The 6,201-nt window shown below is 56.4% G+C and carries 5 protein-coding genes and 1 pseudogene; all 6 read right to left on the reverse strand.

What is annotated here, in order from left to right; translation table 11 throughout:
* Positions 1-1,038 (reverse strand): hypothetical protein (locus C9413_RS26105; RefSeq protein ID WP_170251098.1); only part of this gene is annotated, 1,038 nt, incomplete at its 3' end.
* A 6-nt stretch (positions 1,039-1,044) separates the two neighbouring features.
* The gene (locus C9413_RS26110) at positions 1,045-2,922 is read right to left on the reverse strand and encodes a hypothetical protein (protein WP_052451683.1); all 1,878 of its coding nucleotides are present in this window, start codon (positions 2,920-2,922) and stop codon (positions 1,045-1,047) included.
* A 63-nt stretch (positions 2,923-2,985) separates the two neighbouring features.
* Positions 2,986-3,609 (reverse strand): hypothetical protein, encoded by a 624-nt coding sequence (locus C9413_RS26115; protein WP_040114116.1) that lies wholly within the window; start codon positions 3,607-3,609, stop codon positions 2,986-2,988.
* 217 nt (positions 3,610-3,826) lie between these two features.
* Positions 3,827-4,901 (reverse strand): annotated as a pseudogene (locus C9413_RS33830) (DUF3616 domain-containing protein).
* Between the two features lie 50 nt (positions 4,902-4,951).
* On the reverse strand, positions 4,952-5,785 hold the full coding sequence (locus tag C9413_RS26130) for a hypothetical protein (RefSeq protein WP_133938055.1): 834 nt from the start codon (positions 5,783-5,785) through the stop codon (positions 4,952-4,954).
* A 127-nt stretch (positions 5,786-5,912) separates the two neighbouring features.
* Positions 5,913-6,201 (reverse strand): transglycosylase SLT domain-containing protein (locus C9413_RS26135; protein ID WP_210263613.1); only part of this gene is annotated, 289 nt, incomplete at its 5' end.

Consider the following 6,201-nt stretch of genomic DNA (forward strand, 5'->3'; position numbering starts at 1 on the left):
CGCATTGTGGCTGGCTTGATGTCCAATCTTGAGGAAGGTGCCCTTGCTCAGCAGGCTCACAGCCTGTTCGTCGGCGAATACGCGTTCCCATGGCCCCCATTGGGCATCGCCCGGAAACAGAAGATAATCCTCGCCGATCTTAAAGATCAGGATTAGGCTCGTGTTGTTCAATTCGGCATCGAGCTCAGCAGCAACCGCCTCATAAAGCCGCTTCTGCGAAGCCGCTTCGTCAATGGCCTGGTGGTCAAAGCCGGGCCAGAAGGCGCTCTCATCCACCCAGTCTTCTCCGAACGGGCGGACCTTCTCCCTGTTGCCATCTATATCGATATTGAAACCATCAAGGAGGATTTGATTGGTTGGCGGGTCGGCTTGGTTCAGGGCACCCCGCGATCGAGGAGGACCGAGAACGAAGATATCGACACCGGGTAGAACCACGCATTCGATCTTTTCGACGACCTTGTCTCCCTGAGGGTAAAATTTCGGCACGACCTTCTTTGCAAAGCCGTCATGCAATACGGCAAGACAGTCCTCGTTCGACAGGGCGGCCGCGGCGACGTCGGCGAGGAGCGGGTCAAGTGCCAAGCCCAAAGTCGCCTGCTTCTCAACTGCAAATTGCAGCGCTTTTGCGCGCTCCTTCTGCTTTTTCCAGAGCTTCTTTGCTTCGGGATCGGTAGGCGATTCGATCCAGGGCATCCAAACTTCGCCAACCTCGACCGCCGCCCATTTCTTGTTCGCAAATCCGGAAATATGATCAGCATGCCGATGGGACATGACAAGCAGGTCTATCCGAGCAACGCCGTCGTCATCTGTGACATCGGCGATAAGCTGATCGGAAATTTGCTGGATGTTATAGTGCTTGTTTTTCAGCGAACCGCAGTCGATTACCACTCGCTTCGGACGCGGATCGCCAGGGATCTGCAGAAGGAAACAGTCACCGAAGCCTACATTGTACATGCGCACACGGATCTTTGCCTGCTGGGGCTCGCCAACCGGCTCGTCCACTTTGGGCTTGGGTTTCGTGATTTTCAGCTTAGCCATGCGCGTTCATCCTTCGCCGTGGAGGGCGCGGAACTGCGCGCGCAGCTTCATACGATTTTCCAGGTACTCCTCGTCAGCGAAAGCCATCATAGGATCCCGCCGATCGAGCTCTTCGAGACAGAGGTCAGTGGCGTGAAGACGGGCGGTTGCGGCCTTTCGAAATTCCGGCGGCAGGTTTTCACTTTTCATCGGCTTAGACGCTATATAACGAACCTCGCCTTCGCTGCCGAAAATAACTGTTGCGCCGCCTCTGAACGGAATGCCTCTAAACCGCTCCCTGGTCTGTTCATCGATCTGCATGAACTGCGCGACGAACTCGATCACCAACCGCTGATCCGATGTAATGCGGTGGACCGCGTGAAACCCGACGACTGCGACCTTGAGATTTGGGTCAAGCCCGAAAATGTCCAGATTGAACCGTGCATAGTGCGTCAAAGCGCTAAAAAGCCCGTCGCGCAACAGTCGGTCGCCTCCGACCTCTGCCTCGGCCTCATCCGTCTCGATCACGGTACTCTCGTAAGCGGAGGTCGCGCTTTCACTTTTGTTACGCGACCTGCTTCGGCGCGCAATACGACCCTGGTCCAGGGCCGTTGCTGAATAGTTGAGGAACCGTCGAGCATCCTCGAGCAGTCCAGCGTCGACGGGCGGTGGCTGGCCGTTGATCTGGCTCGGCCAAAGCAGCGATTCCTCCGCGAGCGAGACCACGCCTGCGGGATAGATACCGCGTTCGCGAAAGGCCTCGATGATGGAAAACCGCACCTCGTCGCTGTCTTGGGGATTGAGTTCGAAGTCGGACGTCACCAGGGCTCGAAGGAAATCCCCGAAGGTCACATCGACGGGCGGCATATAGTCGAAGGCTCTAAAGCACATCCGCAAAAAGCGTTCCGCAAGTTGCGACGCTTCACCTGCAAGGCGATTCACGAGATCGGGGTGCAACCTGCCGGTTGGTAACTGTCCGGACCCGCCTGTCGCGATACGAAGCAGGTCGGCGATACGCTTCTGATAAGCATCGAAATATCCTCCAAACACCGCGCTGACCAGGATTGCGCCACGGTCGTGCGGCTCGTGCGTTTCTGCCAGTTTCGGGCTTTTGCCGATGGCAGACCGCAGGGCCTTGCCCCTGCCGGCCGCATAACCGAACTGCTGGGCGAGTTCGACAAGCATCTCGGACTTCTGCAACATCCCTTGCGACGTTTGAATGTGCTCAGCGAGAAGCTCTCGATATGAAAAGCGCTGGAAGAGGGCGACGATGTCCGAAAAAGCCTCATGAAACGCCAGGACGTCGATGTTGCTCGGCTCGATGAAATAGGGTCGAAGGCGGTGGACGATGGCATGGGTCATCTCATGCGCGATGATGTCGTGCGACAGACAAGTGAAGACAGTCTGGCTTGGTATATTCGGACCGGGCGAGACGGCGTCCGCCTGGAAATAGCCAAACATGATCGCGTTGAGGTCGGGATCGAAAAAGGCGTTCTTTCCGCAAAATGCATGGGGGACGAGACGAAGCTTCGTTCGCGTGGAGCTTTTCCTGAAGTTGATCGGCCTGCCGAGCGCGCGTCTCGCACTTTCGACGACCTTCATGGCCACCGCATAGACCATCTGCTGATGAAATCTCGGATCGGATTCGCTGGGCGCTAACCCCGACTCCATCAGCAACGCGGGATCATTGAGATCGACAGCGCCGTAGAATTTCTTGTTCCAACCATCGTAGTCTATAACCTCGACGATCTCCCCGACAGGGCCTGGGGAAAGCTCCGGTTCATTATCAACCTCGACTGTTATCCTGTAGGGAGCCCGCCGGCCGCTCATCGGATCGGTGGCATAGATCCGAAGTTTTCGCTTCTCCGCAGCCCTCGTCGCGTAATCACTCACGAAGCGCTTCATGCGATCCCCCAGAAGACTGACCAACGGACTGCTCGCGCGATAATGACATTTGCTGGCGCTAAGTCAATCTGCGTCGTCCCACAGGTTAGCGATGCCGATTCGAAGCATCCTGACACGATCAGAGAAGAACCGCCTCCTTATTTCTATCAACTCGCTTCGATTGAGGGAAAAATGTTCAATCGTCTCGGCCGCCCGCCTGGACTTGGCCTTGAGTACTCCATCCAACTGCACCACGAGGTGTTGGGTTAGGTCACTTTTCTCGCATGGATCGAGCAGCAGTTGTTTTTCCTGCGGACGATCGCCACGCCAGGACAATCCGCTCGAGTTCCGCGCGAAGCGATTGAGAAGAGCTCGGCTCGGAACCCGCATGCGTTGGCCCGCGATGGGAAAGTAGGCTGGTTCACGCGGTTGGCAACGGTCGCAGATCGGGTAAAGGTTCTCCCACGCATCCGCTAACCAAGTGTAAAAGAGGTGGGGATCGACGGCGGCGGGTGGGATCGCCTCGGCGGCCGGCCGGAACTGGTAGGGCCGGCACGCTACGCGACTTTCGCAAAAAGCGCATTTGCCATGGAAGAGGTGTGCGAGGGCATCCGAGACGGATGTATCGTGAATATGCGAGACTTCGACCGGCGCGCTGGATTGCGAGCGCCGGGAAGCTTCAACCAAGAGGAACTCGCGCAGTCTCATGCGAAAGTGATTGCGGCTTGGCCGCGCAGAGCTTCTGGCGGAGGTTCCAGAGCCCTGTCAAACTTCCACATATCGTCCTATCCCATAAATATGCTTGGCGCTTACGCCGTCTTCAACATACGCAAACAGCCTCATTCTGGTTGTATGTAGTGCGACTTTTCCAACTTTTTACCAACGCGGACAAATGAAACGAGTGAGGTGAAAGCGGCAAAACGAATTATTGACGCGGAATGTCGTATAGCGCGGGAGCCCCGTTTTGCGGGCCGTCTGACACGACCAGCACCGAGTAACGATCATCCGCTGCCTTGAGGACAGTTAAAGCCTCGGGCTTGCTGTCTGCGAGTCCTGCCTTTTCGATGTTGTAGGACGATGGTTTGTTCATTCCCGGCTTCCAAAATGATACGTTCGCCGCTCCGGTCATGTCCTTTTGAGGTCCCGAAAGGACAAGCAGCCCGCCGTCAACCGCTGCGAGATCGCGGATACCTTGGCCGGCTCCTAGATCAACCGGGTAGAGCGTCAGCCCAGCGTTGGGGTCGTCGAAGGCGGCTTGAAGCGGTATCGAGGCTATGACGGCTTGACCATCCAGCAAGGGGCCTCGAAACCCGACATAGAGCATCACCAGAGATCGCGATGCCCTCGATGTTGACACCGCCATCGTCCGGTATTTGCGCCATGTGCGGCCCTAGCTTCGGATCGGCGGCAAGTATTTTTTCGAAATTTGCATTTTTTTCGACCTGAGAGGAGGCTGTGTCCTTCGTGCCGAAATCCGCAACCTGTCCCGTCGAACCATCGATCGCAACGCGATATATGAAATAACGAGACTGTTGTTTTTGACTACCTTTGTTGAGGCTATGGGAGCCAGCAAGAAAATAGGCTCCTTTGTAGAACGCAACTCCTTCGGCATCCGTTTCGTCAAACTTCTCCCCCGTTTGGTTGCGCTTCGGCAACAGGTAAAGCTGCCGGCCCGGGATCAGATGTTGATCCGAGAGGGAAAAGGACCGAGCGTATTTCACCTCATCGCCGACGAGCAAACACGACATCCTATTTCCATCCACGTCGGCACAGGCAGCGCCGGTCACGTTGGTCGCTTCCTTGCCGTCCACAGAAAGGTCGGGACTGATCTGCAGGAATTGTGTCGGCTTGAGCGTCAAATCACCCGCCTGGGCCTGATGGCCATGGGAATCGGCGAGACCAAGGATGATCAGGCCAATGGTTCCAGAAAGACGAGCTCGGCAGGATGTTCCGACCACTTTTTGAATCCCGCGAGCGCGAGCATTTGTGCCTGTTTTCATGCCGCCATCCTCCACTACCCTTGTCGGCTGACGTGCGCCGCAAGAAAAATTTAGATCTCCACGTCGAAGTCAACGATCGCGCGAGGCGCAAATTTGTAATATCGATCAAACCTGTCAAGCAGCGTGCCTTTCGCGTCGCGCGCCTCGATCTGGATCCGATAGATCTGGTTTGGCTCGACCACATAACCGCCGTTCTGCGGAAAGCGGTCCACATTGCGAAACAGCAGCTCTGCAAGGGCTGGCCGTCGAAAACGGATTGTCCCGGCCAACGCCGGCGGAATGACATTTTCTGGGGCCGCATCCACTTTCGACAGTGCCACCTGGACTGGTGCGACTGCATTTACCCGCTTCACTCTGACGGATACCCATGCCTCATCTTGCGGCGGCTTTGGGGTCACGTCAGCGTCGCGGCTCGAGCGGAAACCGAGAGCATACATCATGTTGTGAATGCCACTGCTGCCTCCAGCCAATACAAAGGCCGTTATCAATTTCGAAATGGGGCCTGTGGTCTTGGCGACTTCCGCCGCAAGTGCTGTCTGGTCTGCACCGGTGGCTGGAAGCGTGTATGCCGCGACTAGACTTGCCACTACGTCGAGATTGAAAATCCAAACGACCAGCAACGACACGCCGATCATGATGATTGTCTTGACGCCTTTCGCAGCGAAGTAGGCCAAAAACACTCGCCAGTTAAAGATGATGGCGAACGCGCTTTCGAGAACGACTGCAGTGACGAAAAGAATCGTTAGCGATTTGCCGGAAGCCGAGTACACGAAGTCCGAGATACCGACAGGCCGTGTATCGGTTTGCGCGAAGGCGCCTTGAGAAAAGGCCAGCGCGAAAAGCGCGGTAAGAAGGATGCACTTGAGCGTGGGCAATTTAACCAAGATGGTGCTCCCTCGTAACGATCGATTACTTGTTTTCTTTTCAGGCGGCTCCCGCTAGAGAACGCCGGCTTCCGAAAGGACGACGCAAGCGTCGCCGTACCATTTGGCGGCCCGGTCGAGGTGGTCGTCATAAGCACGGGGAGTGGGTCGTTTCATAGAAACCGCCTGCATTGTAGGCGGCGGCGACAAGAATTGGATCGTCGCCAGTCTGCGACCAGCGCCACCTGATTTCGGCCGCTCCGATATCAATTGACGTCGTCGGATCGTAGAGGGGATGTGACGCGGGAGAGGTACTGGGCTTGGTTTTGATGGCCGGCGCGATCGTGAACGCATCGGAAGCAAGACCTGTTTGTCCTTTCTTGACGATAAGCTCACGCACGGAAGTGGCAAGGCATTGCATTGGCCCCGCCGAATAT

The organism is Rhizobium sp. SEMIA 4085, assembly GCF_013004495.1.
GTDB classification, from domain to species: Bacteria; Pseudomonadota; Alphaproteobacteria; order Rhizobiales; family Rhizobiaceae; genus Rhizobium; species Rhizobium gallicum.